Source organism: Ruegeria sp. AB8, from assembly GCF_056542605.1.
Genome location: NZ_JBQGAB010000009.1, coordinates 164,997 through 182,688, shown reverse-complemented (window position 1 = coordinate 182,688; position 17,692 = coordinate 164,997). Strand labels below are relative to the sequence as shown.

The 17,692-nt window shown below is 59.2% G+C and carries 17 protein-coding genes; 4 read left to right on the top strand and 13 right to left on the bottom strand.

Features of this window, described 5'->3' with window-relative positions; translation table 11 throughout:
• Window positions 1–2: 2 nt before the first annotated feature.
• Both ACR0CG_RS11575 and ACR0CG_RS11570 read right to left on the bottom strand, forming a co-directional pair.
• On the bottom strand, window positions 3–1,916 hold the full coding sequence (locus ACR0CG_RS11575) for an ABC transporter substrate-binding protein (protein WP_480524963.1): 1,914 nt from the start codon (window positions 1,914–1,916) through the stop codon (window positions 3–5).
• Window positions 1,909–3,681 (bottom strand): ABC transporter ATP-binding protein, encoded by a 1,773-nt coding sequence (locus ACR0CG_RS11570; protein WP_480524962.1) that lies wholly within the window; start codon window positions 3,679–3,681, stop codon window positions 1,909–1,911. The genes ACR0CG_RS11575 and ACR0CG_RS11570 overlap by 8 nt, the downstream gene beginning before the upstream one ends.
• A gap of 233 nt (window positions 3,682–3,914) precedes the next feature.
• On the opposite strand from ACR0CG_RS11570, the gene ACR0CG_RS11565 reads away from it, so the two are divergent.
• Both ACR0CG_RS11565 and ACR0CG_RS11560 read left to right on the top strand, forming a co-directional pair.
• Entirely contained in the window at window positions 3,915–4,412 is a 498-nt protein-coding gene (locus tag ACR0CG_RS11565; RefSeq protein WP_480524960.1) for a class I SAM-dependent methyltransferase, read from the top strand.
• A 24-nt stretch (window positions 4,413–4,436) separates the two neighbouring features.
• A complete protein-coding gene (locus ACR0CG_RS11560) occupies window positions 4,437–5,066 on the top strand; it encodes a glutathione S-transferase family protein (RefSeq protein WP_480524958.1) in 630 nt (209 codons plus the stop codon).
• A gap of 10 nt (window positions 5,067–5,076) precedes the next feature.
• On the opposite strand, the gene ACR0CG_RS11555 is transcribed toward ACR0CG_RS11560, so the two are convergent.
• Window positions 5,077–5,466, bottom strand: coding sequence for a DUF3307 domain-containing protein (locus tag ACR0CG_RS11555; protein WP_480524956.1), 390 nt, complete (start codon window positions 5,464–5,466; stop codon window positions 5,077–5,079).
• 214 nt (window positions 5,467–5,680) lie between these two features.
• Between ACR0CG_RS11555 and ACR0CG_RS11550 the strand changes: the two genes are divergently transcribed.
• Window positions 5,681–8,677 carry a cyclic nucleotide-binding domain-containing protein gene (locus tag ACR0CG_RS11550; RefSeq protein ID WP_480525031.1) on the top strand — a complete coding sequence of 999 codons (2,997 nt, stop codon included), beginning with the start codon at window positions 5,681–5,683 and terminating at the stop codon, window positions 8,675–8,677.
• On the opposite strand, the gene ACR0CG_RS11545 is transcribed toward ACR0CG_RS11550, so the two are convergent.
• The 9 genes from ACR0CG_RS11545 to ACR0CG_RS11505 all read right to left on the bottom strand — a co-directional run bounded on the left by ACR0CG_RS11545 (window position 8,674) and on the right by ACR0CG_RS11505 (window position 16,868).
• Complete coding sequence (locus ACR0CG_RS11545) at window positions 8,674–8,967, bottom strand: ArsR/SmtB family transcription factor (RefSeq protein ID WP_480525030.1); 294 nt, start codon at window positions 8,965–8,967, stop codon at window positions 8,674–8,676. The two genes, ACR0CG_RS11550 and ACR0CG_RS11545, sit on opposite strands and share 4 nt — an antisense overlap.
• Window positions 8,968–9,079: 112 nt before the next feature.
• Entirely contained in the window at window positions 9,080–10,312 is a 1,233-nt protein-coding gene (locus tag ACR0CG_RS11540; protein WP_480524955.1) for a mandelate racemase/muconate lactonizing enzyme family protein, read from the bottom strand.
• 24 nt (window positions 10,313–10,336) lie between these two features.
• The gene (locus tag ACR0CG_RS11535; RefSeq protein ID WP_480524953.1) at window positions 10,337–11,431 is read right to left on the bottom strand and encodes a Zn-dependent alcohol dehydrogenase; all 1,095 of its coding nucleotides are present in this window, start codon (window positions 11,429–11,431) and stop codon (window positions 10,337–10,339) included.
• Window positions 11,432–11,512: 81 nt separating this feature from the next.
• Entirely contained in the window at window positions 11,513–12,712 is a 1,200-nt protein-coding gene (locus ACR0CG_RS11530) for a TCR/Tet family MFS transporter (protein WP_480524951.1), read from the bottom strand.
• Window positions 12,713–12,808: 96 nt separating this feature from the next.
• Complete coding sequence (locus ACR0CG_RS11525; protein ID WP_480524949.1) at window positions 12,809–13,522, bottom strand: alpha/beta fold hydrolase; 714 nt, start codon at window positions 13,520–13,522, stop codon at window positions 12,809–12,811.
• A 13-nt stretch (window positions 13,523–13,535) separates the two neighbouring features.
• Window positions 13,536–14,324 (bottom strand): 3-oxoadipate enol-lactonase, encoded by a 789-nt coding sequence (gene pcaD / locus ACR0CG_RS11520; RefSeq protein WP_480524947.1) that lies wholly within the window; start codon window positions 14,322–14,324, stop codon window positions 13,536–13,538.
• 59 nt (window positions 14,325–14,383) lie between these two features.
• The gene (locus tag ACR0CG_RS11515; RefSeq protein ID WP_480524945.1) at window positions 14,384–15,358 is read right to left on the bottom strand and encodes a threonine ammonia-lyase; all 975 of its coding nucleotides are present in this window, start codon (window positions 15,356–15,358) and stop codon (window positions 14,384–14,386) included.
• On the bottom strand, window positions 15,355–16,182 hold the full coding sequence (locus ACR0CG_RS11510) for an alpha/beta fold hydrolase (RefSeq protein WP_480524944.1): 828 nt from the start codon (window positions 16,180–16,182) through the stop codon (window positions 15,355–15,357). Before ACR0CG_RS11510 ends, ACR0CG_RS11515 begins: the two co-directional genes overlap by 4 nt.
• Entirely contained in the window at window positions 16,182–16,868 is a 687-nt protein-coding gene (locus ACR0CG_RS11505) for a haloacid dehalogenase type II (RefSeq protein ID WP_480524942.1), read from the bottom strand. Before ACR0CG_RS11505 ends, ACR0CG_RS11510 begins: the two co-directional genes overlap by 1 nt.
• 126 nt (window positions 16,869–16,994) lie before the next feature.
• On the opposite strand from ACR0CG_RS11505, the gene ACR0CG_RS11500 reads away from it, so the two are divergent.
• A complete protein-coding gene (locus ACR0CG_RS11500) occupies window positions 16,995–17,423 on the top strand; it encodes an FKBP-type peptidyl-prolyl cis-trans isomerase (protein ID WP_170678317.1) in 429 nt (142 codons plus the stop codon).
• Between the two features lie 21 nt (window positions 17,424–17,444).
• Here ACR0CG_RS11500 and ACR0CG_RS11495 read toward each other — a convergent pair whose 3' ends face one another.
• On the bottom strand, window positions 17,445–17,636 hold the full coding sequence (locus ACR0CG_RS11495; protein WP_480524939.1) for a hypothetical protein: 192 nt from the start codon (window positions 17,634–17,636) through the stop codon (window positions 17,445–17,447).
• Window positions 17,637–17,692: the final 56 nt, after the last annotated feature.

Sequence of the window (17,692 nt, the reverse complement as noted above, 5' to 3'; positions counted from 1 at the left end):
TGTCAGTCGGCGAAAAAGAACTCGTCTGGCCGGTGGACGCCGAAATGCGCACCGGGTTCCCACGCCCACATGGCTTGCTGAGGTACATTGCGCAGACGGTTCGAAACCACGATCGGTTGCGGTGCGCCGTTCAGTATACCGATGGCGTAAAGCTGGTCAGCATGAATTTTCAGCATTTCGGTCCAGACGGCCTGACGCTCTTCGTCGGTTGTGGCGATTTCCCATTTGTGGGCCAGTTCCATCAACCGCTCTGCCTCAGGCATGTCTGGTGACTCGCCCGCTTCGCCACCTGTCTGATGATACTGCCCCCATTTCGGCCACGCCAGAAACACCTGATCGGTCGGGGCCAGATAGGCGGGGGAAGTGTGATTTTGCGGGATACCGTCATCCCAGCCAAACCAGACGGATGCCATCGTATTACCCGAGAAGACGCGGTTGCGCAGGATGTCCCGGTCCAGCGGACGCATGACCAGCTTGACGCCAACCTCGCGCCAGGTGTCGGTGACGATCTGCAATGCGTTTTCAACCTCTTGACGTTCGCCGGCGGTTTCGATCACCAGCTCCATCGGTCGGCCATCGGGCAGCAAGCGGATGCCATTGTTATCTCGTTTGTCCAGCCCGGCCTCATCCAGCAGAGCATTGGCCTGTTCGATGTCGAATTGCGCCCAAGCCTGTGCGTTTTCTTCGTTGTAGAAAGGTGAGGCAGGCAGCACCGACATCGCACCGGGCTGGGCCAGTTTGAAGTAAAGCGCCTGGTTGATCGTCTGGCGGTCAATTGCGAGTGAAAGGGCGCGGCGCACGCGCACATCGCGCAACACTTCGCGCCAGCCATCATCCGAGTAATTCAGGTTCGGGTAGATTGCGATCTGTGACGCCACCCCGGTTTTCCAAAGCAGTGTCTTGTAGTTTCCCTTCTCCTCACCCTTTTTCAGGATTGATGCGTCACGGAAAGCCAGCCCGCGCCCCTGCAAATCGGTCTCACCCGCGTTGGTCTTGGCTGCAACAAGGCCGGGGGCGACGATCTCCATCTCGACCACATCGATATAGGGCAGTTGCACACCCTTGGAGTCGATGCGGTGATAGTAAGGGTTTCGGACAAAGTTGTGCCGGATCTTCTTGCCAGAGCTTGCATTCAGCCAGGGCTGCAGGGTAGGCAGTTCGTGATTGTCGAATTTATAGAGGTTATCCAGCTTGTTGTGCAGCGCGGCCCAGCTTTTGACCCTTGCATCGTCAACCTGAAAGGCCAGATCTTCGGCGTCTGCAAACTTCTCATGGTATTGCTTGAGGAAGGCGGACGGGCGGTAAATGAAGGGGGGGCGGGCCTGCGCCAAAGATTGAAGGAAATTCGGGTTCGGATCGTCCCATTCGTACATGATTGTCTGCTCGTCCGGGAAAGTCACGGTCGGCAACTTGCCTTCGACTTGCAGGAAATCCGGCGGACCGGAGGGGCTGAGGAGTTCATTGTTGGCCACATCCTCCCACCAGTAGCGAAAATCTTCCGAGGTGAAGGGAGAGCCGTCGGACCATTTGTGCCCTTCGCGCAGATGCAGCGTGAACTTGCGGTTGTCTTCGTTGTCGAATGAGGCCAGCAGGTCCGGGACAATTTCATAATTCTGGTCGAAACCGACCAGGCGGGCATACCCATAGACGACCATCTGGCGGATGTCCTTGGATCGCGTCACCATCGTGCGCAAAGTTCCGCCGGGCGTGCCGAATTCACGCCCCTTTGCGGCCAGATCAACGATCAGGGGGTCCTTTGGCAAACGCTCCTGAACCGGGGGCAGGTTGCCTGCGTTGACTTCAGTGGCCCAGAATTCGCTTTCCTGTGGTGTCGGAACGGTCTCTGCCGTGGCGGGCAGCATCCAGGTCAGGGCCAGCGACGCGGCCAGAAACAGGGGACGAGTGGTTTTAAACATGGCAACGTACCTTATGGCCGGGCTCCAGCTCTATCAATGAGGGTACCACGGTGTCAGAGAAACGAAAGGCTTCTTCCCAGCTGCTCGGTGCCCCCGCGCCCAAAGCGACCAGTTTCAGGTCGATGGGACGGTTGATGTCAGGTTCCGGTTGAGCGGCAATCAGCGCTTTGGTGTAAGGGTGGCGGGGATTGTAAAACAGGGTCTCAGGCGGGGCTTGTTCGACGATCAGTCCCCGTCGCATCACGGCGACCTCATCAGCGATGCGTGCCACGACGGCAAGGTCGTGGGAGATGAAGAAATAGGACAGGTTCAGACTGTCCTGTAGATTCTCCAGCAATGTCAGGATCTGTTCCTGCACCGACACGTCCAGTGCCGAGGTCGGCTCGTCACAGACGATCAGCAACGGGTCCAGCATCATGGCGCGGGCAATCGACAGGCGCTGGCGCTGGCCACCGGAAAACGCATGCGGGTAGCGTTTGAGCATGTCCGCATTCAAGCCCACCCGTTTCAGCATCTCGGCCGCCTTGTCCCGCTGTTCGGAAACAGACCCGATGCGGTGGATTTCCAACGGCTCGGTCATGGCGTCCTGAATGCGCATGCGCGGGCTAAGCGAACTGTAGGGATCCTGAAACACCATCTGCGCATTGCGTTGAAACGCGGTGCGCTGGGCGCGTGTCATCTTGTGGACGGTGATCGGATCGGCATCTGCGGAAGTTCGGAACAGCACTTCGCCGCCCGGATCAGGTAGCTCGGCTCCCAAGGCGATGCGGGCGGCGGTGGTCTTGCCAGACCCGCTTTCGCCTACAACGGCCAGTGTTTTGCCCCGGGCCAGCTGCAGATCGACACCCTGACAGGCGAAGATTTTCTTGTCGTCCTGCCAACCCTTGCTTGAACGCATGGTGTAGGTCTTGCTGACGTCCTTCATCTGCAGGATCAGATCATCCTGCGGCATCGGCAGGCCGACGGCATCCTTGTCCGGGATTTCCGGTGCGGCATCAAACAGTTGCCGCGTGTATGGGTGCGCGGGCGCATTCAGCATCGGCTCGGCCGGACCGGCCTCCATCACGCGACCCTTGTGCATGACGACAACCTGCTCGGCCATGTTGGCGACAACGCCCAAGTCATGCGTGACCAGGATCAGCGCCATACCGGTTTCTTTTTGTAGGTCCTTGATCAGCCCCAGAACCTGCGCCTGCGTCGTCACGTCCAGCGCGGTGGTCGGTTCATCTGCGATCAGCAGCTCGGGTTTCGAGACCATCGCCATGGCGATCATCGCCCGCTGCCGCATGCCGCCGGACAATTCAAAAGGGTAAGAATCATACGCCCGCTGAGGGTCGGGGAACCCGACGCGCTCGAACTGGGTCAGAACCTCTTTGCGAGCCTGCGCCTCGGACGCGCCACGATGCAGCCAGAGAACCTCGCTGACCTGATTGCCGATCTTGTGCAATGGAGAGAGGGATCGCATCGGCTCCTGAAAAATCATCGAAACGCGATTGCCGCGAATATCGCGCATCTGGCGTTCGTTGATTCGGGTCAGTTCCACCAGACCCTTGGAATCATTCAAGGTAATTGTTCCGCTGCGGATCTGGGCCGTGCGCGGCAGAATGCGCAACGCTGCCCGGCAGGAAATGGTTTTGCCCGATCCGGATTCTCCGACCAAAGCAAGCGTTTGCCCCGCCTCGACGTCAAAATTCACGCCTTTGACAACAGATTCCGCACTGCCAAAGCCAATGCTGAGGTCTTGGACAGACAACAACGCATTCATGCAGGTTTACCACCTGTTTGACCGTAGGTCGGCATCGGCTTGTTCAACTCCCTGTGTTTTTTGGCTCAGTTTCGCGCGGTTAGTGCCGCATAGTCAAACCGTTCTTGGGCCCAAACGTCGCGGAAACGTGAAACCGGGGGCAATTTATCTACACAAAGTCTTGAGTTCTTGTCATCTAGGGCAGTGTCGGCCACATCTTGTCTGTCGACTGCCATCAAGGAGAGATTTGCCCCGTGTCCGACAATCAAAGCCGTCTGGATCTGTTCATCGACCGCATGGTGTCACAGCGTGCCTGCCTGGATTTTGCCATTGCGCAAACCCGCGGCATGCCGGGTCCCGTGTTTGAGCTCGGGCTGGGCAACGGGCGAACCTATCATCACATGATCGGTCGTATTCAGGATCGCCCGGTTTATGTTTTTGAACGGGCGGTTGCGTCGCACCCGGAGTCCACGCCGCTCGACGATCGGGTGATCCTTGGCGACGTGCGGGAAACTCTGCCCGCGTCGGTCGACCGTTTTGGCGCATCGGCCAGCTTGATACATGCGGATCTGGGCGGGCATAACAGGGCCAAGAACGATGCGTTCGCCCGATTTGTATCGCCTCTGATCGAACCGCTGCTGGCCGAGGGCGGACTGATGGTGTCCAGTGACCGTATGTATTTCGAGGCCCTGACTGAAGTGCCGCTGCCGGCAGGTGCTGTGGAAGGCCGCTGTTTCATTTATCGCCGCTGATCCGGGCCACAGGAAAGATCGCCAATGCTGTTTTATGACTGCTCAACCGCCCCCAACCCGCGCCGGTCCCGCATGTTCATCGCTGAAAAAGGGCTTGATATTGAAACCCGGCACATCTCGATCGCTGATCGAGAGCAGTTGAGCGACGATTTCAAAGCGGTAAATCCATGGGCAACGGTGCCGGTTCTGGTGACGGATGACGGCACAGTCCTGACCGAAAACCTTGGAATCGCTGCCTATCTTGAAGCGCGCTTTCCCAATCCGCCTTTGTTGGGCCGTGATCCGGACGAAAAGGGCCTTGTTCTGATGTGGAACAGTATTGTCGAGCAACAGGGCGGCGCCCCGATTGCCGAAGTGCTGCGAAACACCAATCCCTTCTTTCAGGACCGGGCGATCCCGGGACCGGTCAATTACGCGCAGATCCCCGAACTGGCGCAGCGCGGCGCCGACCGCGTGGCACGGTTTTTCGATCTTCTGGAGCAGCGCTTGCGAAACAGCGCATTCTTGGCCGGGGCAGAGTTTTCACTGGCGGATATTTCGGCTTTTGTTTTTGTCGATTTTGCGCGTGTCATCAGAACGCGCATACCTCAGGAAAACACGGCGACGCTGGCATGGTTCGAGGGGATCAAGGAACGACCCAGCGCCAACCTTTGAAGCCAAGGTTTCAGGAAGCGTAGACCACCCAGGCCCAGACCATGGCGACGTAAGTCAGGTTGTGCATGAACTGATCCAGCCCGGCAGCCCGCCAGAATGCCGCCTGATTGGGTTGCAGTTGCCGCTTGTCCGAGTACAGGGCCTTGGCAAAGTCTATGTTGAAATGCACGAACCATTCCAGAACGGCGATAACAAGGATGAAAGCTATCGCGGTCCCGAACAGCAGAAACACAATAGCAGAACCCGCCGCATGCACCGCTGCATGCTGCGCGCGTCCCAAATGCATATATTCCCCGCGGCCCGACAGCATTTTTGCTGTCTGGAGATAAAAATCCGCGAACATATGTTTGACCTGCAATAAGCAGATCATCAGCAACACCGCGCCAAGTGTAGCAGTCAAAATCGCCTTCCCCATATCAGTCTGTCTCAAACTCTAGGTGCTAAATTGGGCTCGCGCAAATGAACTAGTTCACACAAGGGGGGAATTTTCGATCAATTGGAAACTATTTGCGTCTTTTGTTGGGATTGCGGTAAATTCGTACTGCTGAATTTAAAGATTACCATGACGTACGGGTCGATGACCTGAAGTAGGGGCGGGTTCAATAGAAAGAACGATTTTCCGGTTTATTTGGAAGTACTCCAAACGCGATCAGCTGGTGCTGCTGGCCGTGACGGCGACGCTGTTTCCATTGCTTTACCTGACGCTGGAACTGCCCAAGCGCATCATCAATGACGCCATCGGCGCAACCAGCAGCGTGGTCGAGGTCTGGGGCTACAGTCTGACGCAGACCAATTTCCTGATCATCCTGTGCTTTGCATTTCTGGCCTCGGTTCTGGCGCATGGTTTGATGAAGATGCGCATCAACACGATGAAGGGGATCCTTAGCGAACGGATGTTGCGCCGGTTCCGCTATCAGTTGATCAACAGCGCGCTGCGTTTTCCACAACCCTATTTCGAGCGGGTCAGCCAGGGTGAACTGGTCTCGATGGTGACAGCCGAAAGCGAGCCGATGGGCGGGTTGATGGGCGATGCGATCAGCCAGCCGGTGTTGCAGGCCGGACAGATGATCACGATCCTGTCGTTCCTGTTTCTGCAAAGCGTCTGGTTCGGATTGGCAGCAGTGGCGCTGATCCCCTTGCAGGCCTGGCTTATCCCGCGCCTGCAGCAGCAGATCAACCTGCTGAACAAGAAACGCATTCAGGAAGTGCGCGTGCTTGCGGCCCAGATTGGTGAAAACGCGGCGGGCGCATCGACATTGCGGTCAAACGGCGGCTGGCGGTATCGTCGCGCGATGGTCTCGGATCAGCTGGGGCGGCTGTTCGGCATCCGGTTAGAGATCTACCAAAAGAAGTTTTTTATGAAATTCATAAACAACTTCATCTCGCAGCTGACGCCGTTCATGTTCTATCTGGTTGGCGGGCTTCTGGTGCTTCAGGGGTCGGTCTCGCTGGGGGCGCTGGTCGCGGCCTTGGCTGCCTACAAGGACCTGAGTTCCCCGTGGAAGGAACTTCTGACCTATTACAACCAGACACAGGACATGTCCCTGCGCTGGGACGTGGTGGTCGAACGCTTTGCGCCCTCGGGAATGCTGGATGAAAATCTATTCGATGGCGAACCTGAAACACGTCCGCATCTGAACGGCGATATCCACCTGAACCATGTCTCGGTGCGCGATATGGATGGGAATCAGGTGCTGGACGATCTGAACCTGACGTTTCCGGGTGGAAAGACGGTTGGTATTTCCGCCCCCAGCGAGGAAGACCGGCGCGCATTGGCGGAACTGCTGACACGGGAAATCCTGCCAAGTGCCGGGCGCGTTGAAATCGGGGGGCAGAACCTGGCCGAAATGCATCAGGGGGTTGTGGCGGCTCGGATCGGGTATGCCACGTCGCGGCCCGTGATGTTTCAGGGAACGCTGGGCGACAACGTCATGATGCCGATGCGGTTCAAGCCATTGTCGGAAGGGCCGGCCGATCCCGGATTCGCCGAAACCCAGCGTGCCGGAAACAGCCCGGACCCGTTCCGGGCAGATTGGCTGGATCCGTCACTGGCCGGTCTGGACAATGCGCAGGCACTGCGTGCGTGGTGGCTGCAACTGGTCGAGGGGATGGGCTCGGGCGCGGCCCTGTTCCAGCGGGGTAGCGAGCAGACATTCGATGCAGCCGAGCACCCCGAGCTGGCGGCAAAACTGGTCGAACTGCGCCCGGTGGTGCAGCAGGCTGTTCAGCAGAATGGGCTGGAACAGCAAGCGCTGATTTTCCGTCGAGATACCTATAACCCGGCATTGCCCGTGGCGGAAAACCTGCTGTTTGCCACCCCGCGCGTCCGGGTCACGCAGGATCTTCTGGCGCGCCAATCCGTGTTTCTTGGGCAATTGCGCGAACTGGGGCTGGATGAAACGCTGGTCAGTCTGACCCGGGACGTGATCGACATGCTGCGCCAGATCTTTGGGCTGGATGGAACCGATCACCCTCTGTTCCGCAAACTTGGCCTTGAAGCCCAGACCTATGAGGCCGCAGTCGAGCTGATCGACCGCACCCGGGACGAAGGCGCGACAGGGCTGAACGATGAACAGTTGGCAAACCTGCTGGCGGTGCCATTGGTGATCTCGGCCGAACAGATCGGGCCGGCCTTTACCAGTGAACTGAAGGACCGGATTCTCGAGTTGCGTCACAGTCACTCTGACAAGCTGCTTGAGACATTGCATGACGTCTTCGTGCCGCTGGATGAGGGCGAGTTTGCACCGGGGCTGACCGTGATGGAGAACGCCCTTTTTGGCAAGGTCAGCCAGGTTGGAGGGGCCCGGTCCGACGAGTTGCGCAAGGTGATTGTCGATGTGCTGTCCGAAAACGGCGCGCGCCCACTGGTGATCGAACTGATCTACAACGTTCCGGTTGCCCTCGGCGGGCAAAACCTTCCGGCGGTTTTTGCCGAACCATTGGCCTTTACCCGTGCAACGATCAAGAAGCCGGACGTTCTGGTCCTTGAGAACGCGCTGGCCAGTTATGACATGAAAACCAAAGTGGCGGTTTACAAGAACCTGCGCGAGTTGCTGCCGGACACCACGGTTGTATACCTGAACGATCAGTTCCAGAATCCGGATGCATTCGACATGCATGTGGAAATCAGGCAAGGTCGTGTCGTTTCAGGGGAGGGACCGATCGACGTGGAGGAAGACAGCGCCGCCTCAGCCGACCTTGCGCGCAAACTGCGGGCATTGGAACAGACGCCATTGTTCTCGGGTCTGAACCGCAGACAACTGCGCCTGCTGGCATTTGGTGCGCGCTGGTTCGAGGCCGCCAAAGGCGAGGTAATCTTTCTGAAAGACGACCAGCCGACGGATGGGGCATACGTTGTTCTTGAGGGCGAGGCGGGTTTGTATCTGCCGCAAAAGGACGAACCGGATCAGCTGATCACCAAGGTCGGACCCGGCGCGCTGGTTGGTGAGCTTGGTCTGATCCGCAAAGAGCCGCGCGCGCTGAGCATGATTGCCGAAACCGACCTGTCCTGCCTGCGTATCGGTGAAGAAGAATTCCTTGCCGTCGTCGAAAACGATGCCGCAACCGCGTTCAAGCTGTTGCAGGTCATTGCCGGTTACGTTTCGAACTAGATGCCGCCCTCGGGGCTGCAGAACAGGTCATAGAGCAATGTGATGACCTGTGCGGTATTGCCGTCTTTCAGCGTGTAGTAGATTGTCTTGCCATCCCGGCGGGTCGAGACCAGGTTTTCCTCGCGCAAGCGGGCAAGCATCTGACTGACTGCCGCTTGCCTTAGCTGCAACAGCTCCTCCAGTTGCCCTACGGATTTTTCGCCATCGCCCAGATGGCACAGGATCATCAATCGGCCTTCATGGGCCAGCGTCTTGAGAAATGCTGCCGCGCGAGCGGCGCTTTCGCTCATATCCGCAGGTTTTTCAGGGCTCAGTTGTTGGGACTGCACTTCCTTGAACGTCACGCGCGACCTGTCTACTAGTCTGTATTGTCAGCATTATGCCTGATTACAGTCGTGATTGTCACCCCTCGACAGCCGGTGCGCCGCCCTGAAAGGCGTTGCCGTTGACGTAGTCACAAGGTGCCTCCTGCATCTGCAGGTGCAGGCCATCCCCGGTATAGGGGTGCGCGCGGGCCAGTTCTTCATTGACGTCGATCCCGAGGCCGGCAGCAGTGGGCGGGATCACGAATCCATTGTCCACCTGCAAACTGCCGTTGATCAACTGGTTGTGGAACGGGGTTTCAATGGTTTCCAGCAGCAACAAGTTGGGTATGGATGCGGCCAGATGGATATTCGCGGCCCATTCCACAGGCCCCGCGTATAGGTGCGGTGCCATCTGTGCGTTGAAGATCTCGGCCATGGCGGCGACTTTCTTCATCTCCCATATCCCACCTGCGCGTCCCAGCGCGGGTTGCAGGATTTCTGCCGCGCCAGCCCGCAAAACCGCCCCGAACTCGGCCTTTGTGGTCATTCGCTCGCCTGTGGCCACCGGAATGCGGACATTGCGGGCAACGCGCGCCATGTCTTCGATCATGTCCGGCGGTGTGGGTTCTTCGAACCAGAGCGGCGAGTACGGCTCGAGCGCCTGACCCAGTCGGATGGCCCCCGCCGTGTTGAACTGGCCGTGGGTGCCGAACAGCAGGTCGGCCTTGTCCCCGACGGCCTTGCGTATGGCTTTGCAGAACGCCACCGACATCGAGATATCGGACATCGCCGGCATATGGCCTCCGCGCATCGTGTAAGGACCAGCCGGGTCGAACTTGACCGCGGTGAAGCCGCGCCGGACCATTTCGGTCGCGCTTTCCGCCGCCTGATCGGGTGACGTCCAGAAATCGGTCAGATTGTGCCGGGGCAGGGGGTACAGATATGTATAGGCGCGAATGCGTTCATTCATCAGCCCGCCTAGCAGGGCGTAAACCGGGCGGCCCCGGTCCTTGCCCAAAATGTCCCAGCACGCGATTTCAAGCCCGGAAAACGCGCCCATGACCGTCAGGTCCGGACGCTGGGTGAAGCCGCTTGAATAGGCGCGGCGGAACATCAGCTCGATGTTTTCCGGGTTCTCGCCCAGCATATGTCGTTCGAACACGTCCCGGATGACATGTTTCATGGCCTCCGGGCCAACCGACGAGGCGTAGCATTCCCCCCAGCCGATGATCCCGGTATCGGTCGTGACCTTGACCAGTATCCAGTACCGCCCGCCCCAGCCGGGGGCCGGAGGGGCCGTGACAATAATGTCGAGATCCTGCAGTTTCATCAGCTGCCCTCCTGCCGGGTCGCGTTAGTTCTGGTCGAAGATAATGACGTTGCGTTTGGCCGAGCCGGTCTTCGTGTCGGCAATCGCCTCGTTGATCTGATCCAGCGTCCAGCGCCCCGAGATCAGTTCATCCAGTTTCAGCCGCCCCTGTTCGTACAGGTCGATCATCCAGGGGATATCGCGCTGAATGACCACGTCGCCCATTTTCGATCCGACCAGGCCCTGTCCCAATGCGGCAAGGATGACGGGTTCGTAGGTAGACTGATCGCCGGAATGCGGCATGCCGATCATGACGGCCTTGCCGCCGCGCCCAAGGTAACGCGGGGCCTGATCATAGGCCGGTATCGCGCCAACGGTAATCAGAACAGCATCCGCCCCGCGCCCGCCCAAAGCCTTGTATGCAGCCTTCCACGGCTCGTCCAGGCTGCCCAGCACGCCATGTGTTGCGCCAAACTCTTTGGCGATTTCCAGTTTTTCTTCGGTCATGTCTACAGCCACGATGCGCCGCGCCCCGGCAAGCCGTGCGCCCTGTATCGCGTTCAGGCCTACGCCCCCGGCGCCAATCACGACTACGTCCTGACCCGGGCGCAAACCGGCCGCGTTGACGGCTGCGCCAACGCCCGTGATCACGCCGCAGGACAACAGGCTGGCAACGTCCTTGGGCAGCGTTTCCGGGATCTTGACGATCTGCCTGTGGCTGACGACCACCTTTTCCGCAAAAGCGCCGCAGGCCATGGCCTGTTCAAGCGGACCGTTATCGGCTGTACGTAGCGGACCCTTGACCGTGTCGTAAGGGGTTTCACAGATCGTGGGTTTGCCACCTGCGCAGGACGGGCAGGACCCGCAGGCCCGGATCAGTGTGACAACGACCGGGTCGCCGACCTGGAACCCGCCTGCGTCCTTGCCCACCGCCGATATGATGCCAGCCGCCTCGTGCCCGTAAACGGCAGGCAGAAACCCGCCCCAGGCGCCACTGGCGTATGTTATGTCGGAATGACAGATCGCGACGGCGTGCAGGGTCACTTCGACCTCGCCATTGCCCGGAGCCGAAATCCGGACATCTTCAATAACAAGCGGTTCCCCGAACGCATGGCATACAGCGGCTTTGATGGTTTGCATTGTTGTTAACTCTCCCTTTCGCACACGGTGGCGTTATGGCGCGCAGGCTGCAAGGCGGAATCCGTCATTGGGATGTCGTTGTTACGCCACAAGCGGGCGCGCCCGGGAAAACAGCACGAAACCTGCAATCATCAGCACAAGGGCAAGAAGAAACGGCGCACCGGGCAAATAGATAGCTGTGTCCGGTCGCACGAAATGCGCGAATACGCCGGTCATCAGCAACGGAGAGATAATCATCGACAGAGCATGGAGTGAGGTCAGAACGCCCTGTAGTTCGCCCTGTTGGGAATCCGGTGTGGCCCGCGACATCATGGCCTGCAGGGCCGGGGTGATCACGGCGCCAAAGGCCGTGATCGGGATCAGGATCAGGGCGACAGTTCCGTTGGTCAGAAACGCCAACAGCAAGAAACTGATTATCTCGAATCCCATGCCGTAGATGATGGTTGCCCGCTCGCCCAGATATCGCGTGGCCGGGCGGATCAGACCGCCCTGCACGGCCGCCATGGCCATGCCGTAGACCCCAAGGGATAATCCGATCATCTGCGGTGACCAGCCAAAGCGCTCAGTCGTGAAATACGACCAGATTGCGGGGTAGACATAGATTGACACCGAATACAGGAAATAGACCCACAACAAGGGTCGAATTCCCGGCAGTCCGGCGATGGCGCGCAAAGAATTTGCGGTATTGGCACGTCGCCAGCTGAATGCTCGCCGGGTCTTGTCCGTGATCGTTTCCGGCATCACGAACAGACCGATGACGAAGGTCAGCGCAGACAATCCCGCCGCCGCCCAGAACGGCGCGCGGGTTCCGTATTCACTCAGCACACCGCCCAGAACCGGCCCAAGCACGAAGCCAACGCCAAAGGCCGCCCCGATCAGTCCGAAATTGGCGGCTTTCTCGTATGGCTTTGACACGTCCGCCATGAAAGCTGCCGCGGTTGCGTGGGTGGCGGCGGTAATGCCGCCCACGATGCGCCCGGCAAGAAGCAACCAGATACTACCTGCAACCGCCATGACCACGTAGTCCAGCGCCATGACAAACAGCGACACCAGAAGAACCGTGCGCCGACCATAAGCATCAGAGAGATTTCCCAGAATTGGACTGAACACAAACTGCATTGCAGCGAATGCGGTGCTGAGAATCCCGCCCCAGATCGCGGCACTGGCCAGCGTTCCTGCCTGAACTTCGAGGATCAGTTCGGGCATGATGGGCATCACCAGACCGATGCCCATGGCGTCGATCATCACGATGCTGAGAACAAACAGAAATGGCAGACGCATGATTACCGGTTTCAGAGGTTTCTGCGCGGACCCTAGCGACCGGCCGCAGGGAAGGGAACATCCCTGTACCATGTCGTGACGTCCGGTCAGCCGGGTTCAGAGCCCATGCTCGATCTCGCTCAGCAGTTTGGCCAGCTTTTCCGGCTGCGCGAAAAACGGTGAATGCGAACTGTCGATGGTGTGGCGCAGGTTCGGCGGCGCGCAGTGGCTCATCGTTTCCTGGTATTCGGTCGGTATCGTATGATCGTCGGTTGTACGGATATATGCCTTTTTGACGCCGGCGTATCTTGCGGACAGAGCCAAAGGGGTGTCCTGAGGCCGGATTGGCTGAGGGCACATTCGTGCCAGCGCATATTGGGTCGTGCCGGTCGGGCAGTCGTGATAAAACAGATCCTGCACCCGGTCGGGATGGACGGTGTAGGACAGGCCGTCGGCAGATTTGTCCACGGCATCTACAATCAGTTGCCGGGGCGCGCGTTTTCGCATCTCGACCATCGACAAACCGTCGTGCGGCACATACGCGCAAAGATAGATCAGGCCCTGCATCGCGTTTGGCTGAGCCTCGGCGGCGGCGCTGATCGGATATCCGCCCCAGGAATGCCCGACGATGAGTGTTTCCGGTGTTGTGGCCGCCAGAACAGCGTCCCGACACCCGTCCAGCGTAACGTCGCAGATGCGGGTCGGGTCGGAACCGTGGCTGGGCAGATCGATGGCATGGGCGGAATGCCCCAGACGTTCAAGTGCGGGTATTAGATCGCGCCAGCACCATGCGCCATGACAGGACCCGTGGATCAGCAAAAAATCCGCCACAGTCGTCTCTCCTTCAGATATGTCCGACATCGGACAGGAAGCGTCGCAACAAGGCGGCGTATTGCTTGGGGTGTTCGACACAGGGCAGATGTCCCGCCTTGCGCATCAGTTCAAACCGGGAGCCGGGGATCAGGTTGACTGTTTCTCTGACCAGGTCGGGCGGGGTCGAGCCGTCCTCGCTGCCGGCGATGCCCAATGTGGGCAGGCGCAATCCGCTGGTCGGCGTATAGAAATCGGTGCCCGATATGGCGGCGCAGCACCCCAGATAACCTTCGACCGGTTGGCGAACCATCATGTTGCGCCACAGCAGATGATCCGCCGATGTGCGATAGGCCTTCGAAAACCACCGTTCCATCGTTGCATCGGCCAGCGCTTCGATTCCGCCAGTTCGCACCGCAGCCATGCGGCCCTGCCAGATGGCGGGGGTCGCAATCTTGGCGGCGGTGTTTGAAAGAACCAGCGCGCGGACCTGATCCATCCTTTTGACCGCCAGGCCTTGGGCGATCATACCGCCGATGGACAGGCCCACGAATACGCAATCCCGGACACCAATATGGTCCAGAAGGGCCTCGGTATCCCTTATCAAGGCGCCCATCGAATACGGGCCGGGAGGCTGCGAAGACAATCCGTGACCTCGCTTGTCGAAACGGATGATCCGCAGGCCATCCGGCAGATGCGGCAGGACGCTGTCCCAAAGGCGCAGATCGGTCCCAAGGGAATTGGCAAACACGATTGGTGCCCCGTCCGGGTTGCCGTCCGTGCGGTAATGCAGTTGCACGTCACCAAGATCGGCGATTTGCATGATTTCGGTCCCTGTCGATTCAGAGTTCGGGGTCAACTTGCACGGATTGCCGCCCGCTGTCAGGTCAGGAATTCCAACGCCTGGCCAAAAACTTGCGGATCGGCATTTCCGCCGGATGCCACCACAATCACCGCGTCGCCCTGGATCTCGTCCTTTCGGAACAGGGCTGCCGCCAGCGACACGGCCCCGCCCGGTTCCAGCGCGATCTTGAGGCGCAAAAACGCCTGCGCCATTGCCCGCAGGGCTTCTTCCTCGGATACCACTAGCCCGGGACCGCACAAACGCTGAAGGATCGGAAAGGTGATCTGGCCGGGTTGGGGGGTCAGGATTGCATCGCACAGATTGCCCGCTGCCGCCGTGTTCTTTTCGATGCGGCCGCTTTCCAACGATCGTTTGACATCATCAAAGCCTTCCGGCTCGCACGGGCGAACCCGCAGGTCAGGCGCGTGTTTTTCCAAAGCCAAGGCAATGCCCGATGACAGGCCGCCGCCGCCGCAACACACCAGAACGTCCGCATTGGCAACCCCGGCTTCGGCCGCCTGACGCGCAATCTCAAGCCCCGTGGTGCCCTGTCCGGCGATTACTTGCGGTTCGTCGTAGGGCCGGATCAGCGTCAACCCACGCTCCTGCGCCAGACCTTCTCCGATCTCCTCGCGGCTTTCGGTTGTGCGGTCGTAGAGAACAACCTCGGCCCCCAATGCGCGGGTGTTTTCGATCTTCAGCCGTGGCGCGCCTGAGGGCATGATGATGACCGATGATATTCCGTGCCGGGACGCGGCCAGCGCAACCCCCTGCGCATGGTTGCCCGAGGAATAGGCGATGACGCCGCGCTGCCGGTCACTTTCTTCCAGCGCCGAGATTGCCGACCATGCGCCGCGAAACTTGAAGCTGCCGGTATGTTGCAGGCATTCGGGTTTCACCAGCACACGCCGGCCTGCGATTTCGTCCAGAAAGGGCGAGGTCAGGATCGGTGTTTCCCGCACATGTCCCCGCAGTCGGGTGGCGGCGGCTTCGATCAGATCAATGGTGCTCATGCGGCGTCCAGTACTTTGCGAATGACGGTCAGCGAAGGGGGCTCGTCCAGAAAGGGAACATGCCCGCGATCCGGCACCTCAGCCACGATAAGCCCGGGGTGACGAGTTTGCATTTGGGTAAGTGTTTCCCTTCCCAGAATGTCCGAGTTTGCGCCACGGATGACACCAACCGGCAAATCGCGCAAGGCCTCGAACAACGGCCACAAATCCGGCGCCACCCCGGCAGCGGCCTGTTCGATCAGCGCGGTCCGCAAGGCGGGGTCGTAGCGCAACGACAGATGCCCGCCCTGATCTTCGTACTGAAACTCGGCCTGCCGTCGCCAGATGCTCAGAGGGACACTGGGGAAATGAGGGTCCATAGCCTGTTTCAGTTGCCGTGCCGCCTGATCCAGTGTTCTGGAAACCGGCGGTTTGCCAACGTATTCCATGATCTTGGCAATGCCTGCAGGTTCAATGACCGGGCCGACATCGTTCAGGATAACGCCGGCCAGCAGGTGGCGATGGCTGATTGCCAGCGCCATCGCGATCAAACCGCCGCGGGACGTCCCCAGAATGACCACCCGGTCGAGGGCCAGATGATCCAGCAATTCGATTGCGTCCAGCGCCTCGCGCTGGATGTTGTAGTTCGCGTGGTCCGGGTCATGATCGGAACGACCGCGCCCGCGATAATCCATCGTGATCATGCGGCAATCGGCCATATGGGGCGCAAGGAAAGAAAAATCCCGACCATTGCGCGTCAATCCGGCCAGACACAGGACCTGAGCGCCTGTGCCGTTGTCCTCATAGTAAATGCGCTTGTTGTCCGAGGTCGTGAAAAACGCCATCAAAGACCGGCCAGCTTTGGGATCGAAGTCAAGTCGAACAGAATATGAGCAGGAGCCCACGGCAATCGGTCCTGGGGTTCGCCTGCACGGTTGACCCAGGCAGTCACGAACCCGTATCCGCTGGCGCCGGCGGCGTCCCAGCCATTGGAGCTGACGAACAGGACCTGATCGCGTTCACAGCCAAAGCGTTGCTGCACAAGATCGTAGACTTTCGCATGTGGTTTGAAGACACCAACAGTTTCGACCGACAGAACGTCGTCCAGCAGATCGCCAACGCCGGCCGACTGCACGGCACCTTCCAGCATCGGCGGAGATCCGTTGGACAGGATGGCGGTCTGTAAACCACCCGCTTTCAATGCCTTCAGCATCTCGGGCACTTCCGGATAGGCCTGCAGTTGCCAGTACAAATCTAGTAGCCTCTGTCGCAGGGCGGCATTGCCATCTAGCCCCGTGGCTTCCAATGCCCAATCAAGCCCGTCCTGCGTCACGTCCCAAAAATCGGCATGCGCGCCTGTTATCGCCCGCAACCAGGTATATTGCAGTTGTTTCAGGCGCCAGAAATTGGCCAGCTCGGGCCATTTCTGCTGTAGCGCCTCGAACTCCGGTTCACCTGCGGCCAGCCTTGCGGCGGCGGTGACATCGAACAACGTACCATAGGCATCAAAAACACAGGTGGAAATTGCCATCGGACCCTCACTGCCATTCGGCGGCAGGTTGGCACAGGAGTTTTGTGGGTTAAAGGGGCAAGGGTTTACATTATCGTGTCATACCCTAGGTTGACCGGTTCATTCCTTACGCGGTCGGAGTTCAATATGACTGAAATCAAACAAGGCGACACAGTGCGCATCCATTATACCGGCACCTTGCTGGACGGATCCGTCTTCGACAGTTCCGAGGGGCGCGATCCGCTTGAGTTCGTCGTTGGCTCGGGCCAGATCATTCCCGGCCTCGACACGGCCATGCCGGGTCTGGCGGCAGGCGACAAAAAACGGGTCGAAATCGCCTGTGTGGAAGCCTATGGGCCGATCAACCCGGCGATGCGTCAGGCCATCCCGCGCGAAGGCATCCCGGATGATATTCCGCTGGAGCCTGGTACTCAGCTGCAGATGCAGACGCCTGACGGGCAAGCCTTGCCTGTTACCGTTGTGGATGCAGATGAGGCCACCGTTACTCTTGACGGGAACCATCCCCTGGCGGGACAGGACCTGATCTTTGAGATTGAGGTGGTTTCGGTAAACTGACCGGAAAAGGCGAAAAGACCGTCAGCCTGCAATCATGCCGATAAGGCGATCCACAGCTTCACGCACCGGTGACTGAGTCAAAAAGACAAACAGCACCAGAAGGGATGTCAGCGTCAGTAACATGACACGACCCCGATTGGTCAGGAGTCCCGACTTGCGCCGGACCTGAGGTCCGCGCGCGTTGTTTGCTATGATCTGGTCTAGCTTGCTCATAAGCCAATCCCTGCCGCCGAAAGATGGTCAAATCTAGGCGTCGGCAGGGAAAGATA

Bases quoted from the DNA above. Each gene is read 5' to 3' on its own strand.
- ACR0CG_RS11575 (WP_480524963.1), bottom strand. From the start codon at position 1,916: ATGTTTAAAACCACTCGTCCCCTGTTTCTGGCCGCGTCGCTGGCCCTG.
- ACR0CG_RS11570 (WP_480524962.1), bottom strand. From the start codon at position 3,681: ATGAATGCGTTGTTGTCTGTCCAAGACCTCAGCATTGGCTTTGGCAGT.
- ACR0CG_RS11560 (WP_480524958.1), top strand. From the start codon at position 4,437: ATGCTGTTTTATGACTGCTCAACCGCCCCCAACCCGCGCCGGTCCCGC.
- ACR0CG_RS11545 (WP_480525030.1), bottom strand. From the start codon at position 8,967: ATGAGCGAAAGCGCCGCTCGCGCGGCAGCATTTCTCAAGACGCTGGCC.
- ACR0CG_RS11540 (WP_480524955.1), bottom strand. From the start codon at position 10,312: ATGAAACTGCAGGATCTCGACATTATTGTCACGGCCCCTCCGGCCCCC.
- ACR0CG_RS11535 (WP_480524953.1), bottom strand. From the start codon at position 11,431: ATGCAAACCATCAAAGCCGCTGTATGCCATGCGTTCGGGGAACCGCTT.
- ACR0CG_RS11530 (WP_480524951.1), bottom strand. From the start codon at position 12,712: ATGCGTCTGCCATTTCTGTTTGTTCTCAGCATCGTGATGATCGACGCC.
- pcaD (WP_480524947.1), bottom strand. From the start codon at position 14,324: ATGCAAATCGCCGATCTTGGTGACGTGCAACTGCATTACCGCACGGAC.
- ACR0CG_RS11515 (WP_480524945.1), bottom strand. From the start codon at position 15,358: ATGAGCACCATTGATCTGATCGAAGCCGCCGCCACCCGACTGCGGGGA.
- ACR0CG_RS11510 (WP_480524944.1), bottom strand. From the start codon at position 16,182: ATGGCGTTTTTCACGACCTCGGACAACAAGCGCATTTACTATGAGGAC.
- ACR0CG_RS11505 (WP_480524942.1), bottom strand. From the start codon at position 16,868: ATGGCAATTTCCACCTGTGTTTTTGATGCCTATGGTACGTTGTTCGAT.
- ACR0CG_RS11500 (WP_170678317.1), top strand. From the start codon at position 16,995: ATGACTGAAATCAAACAAGGCGACACAGTGCGCATCCATTATACCGGC.
- ACR0CG_RS11495 (WP_480524939.1), bottom strand. From the start codon at position 17,636: ATGAGCAAGCTAGACCAGATCATAGCAAACAACGCGCGCGGACCTCAG.